The 1,268-nt window shown below is 49.4% G+C and carries 1 protein-coding gene; it reads left to right on the top strand.

Going from position 1 to position 1,268, the window contains the following annotated elements; translation table 11 throughout:
• Window positions 1-76: 76 nt before the first annotated feature.
• A protein-coding gene (locus NST08_RS29880) for an IS3 family transposase (RefSeq protein WP_248931314.1) occupies window positions 77-1,227 on the top strand; the annotation gives its coding sequence in 2 pieces (ribosomal slippage) (window positions 77-332 and window positions 332-1,227; 1,152 coding nt in all).
• Window positions 1,228-1,268: the final 41 nt, after the last annotated feature.

The following is a 1,268-nucleotide window of genomic DNA, read 5'->3' as shown; positions in this document are numbered from 1 at the left end:
TGCTGCTAGACTAAAAAGTAGACATGGAGAACCGAGAATCGGGTAAAATGAATCTATCCAAATTCGAGGTGCTACCATGACGAAAAAATACGATAAAGAATTTAAACTGCAAACGATTCAGATGATCCAGGAAGAAGGGAAAGCGGTGGCGCAGGTCGCCCGCGAACTGGGGATCAGCGACAACACCCTGTATCGTTGGATGGCGGAATACAAGAAAGACGGCGCACAGGCCTTTCCAGGCAGTGGGCAACTGAAAGCCGACGATAAAGCAATGAGAGATCTTCAGAAACGCCTTCGTGATCTGGAAGAGGAGAACGACATCTTAAAAAAGGCGATGCACTACTTCGCCAAAGACCGGCGCTGATCTATGCCTTCATCCACGATCATCGCTTCAAGTGCCGAGTCTCGAAGATGTGCGAAGCCTTTGAAGTATCCCGAAGCGGCTATTACAAATGGACCCAGCGAAAAGCCAGCAAACGTGAAAAGCGACGTCGCAAGCTGGAGCGGCGGATCCGTCGTATCTTTCTAGAATCCCGTCGATTATATGGAAGCCCCAAAGTAGCAAAAGAACTGCACAAGCAGGGCATACGAGTGTCCGAGAAAACAGTCGCTCGGATCATGAAGGAGCTGGGTTTACGTTCTCGCACGGTGAAGAAATACAAGGCCACAACCAACTCGAAGCACAACCTGCCTGTCCAAGAGAACGTGTTGAACCGCGAGTTTAATCCGTCCGCTCCAAACAAGGCCTGGGTGGCTGATATTACGTATATCCCGACCGATGAGGGGTGGCTATACCTGGCAAGCATCATGGACCTGTACAGTCGTAAAATCGTTGGATTTCACATGGATGAGCGAATGACGAAAGAACTCGTGTTAACGGCGCTGGACCGCGCCCACAGCCAGCAGCGACCGTGCGAAGAGGTTCTGCATCATTCGGATCGCGGCAGCCAGTACGCTTCTCATGACTACCAGGCGCGGCTGCGCACCTACAAGATGAAAGGCAGTATGAGCCGCAAAGGGAACTGCTACGATAATGCGTGTATTGAATCGTTCCACAGTGTGCTTAAGAAAGAACTTGTCTACTTGGAGAAGTTCAAAACACGCAAGCAAGCCAAGAAACGCATTTTTGAATATATTACCTGCTTCTACAATGGAAAACGAATCCATTCCGCGATTGGGTATTCTACGCCCAATGAGTGCGAACGTATGTACCGATCTGCCGCATAATTTTCTCGATTCTTTGTGTCTACTCTATTGACAGAGGTACA

The sequence above is a fragment of the Paenibacillus sp. FSL K6-1566 genome (assembly GCF_038050475.1).
GTDB classification, from domain to species: domain Bacteria; phylum Bacillota; class Bacilli; order Paenibacillales; family Paenibacillaceae; genus Paenibacillus_AQ; species Paenibacillus_AQ lactis.
This window is presented reverse-complemented; position numbering and strand designations above follow the sequence as displayed.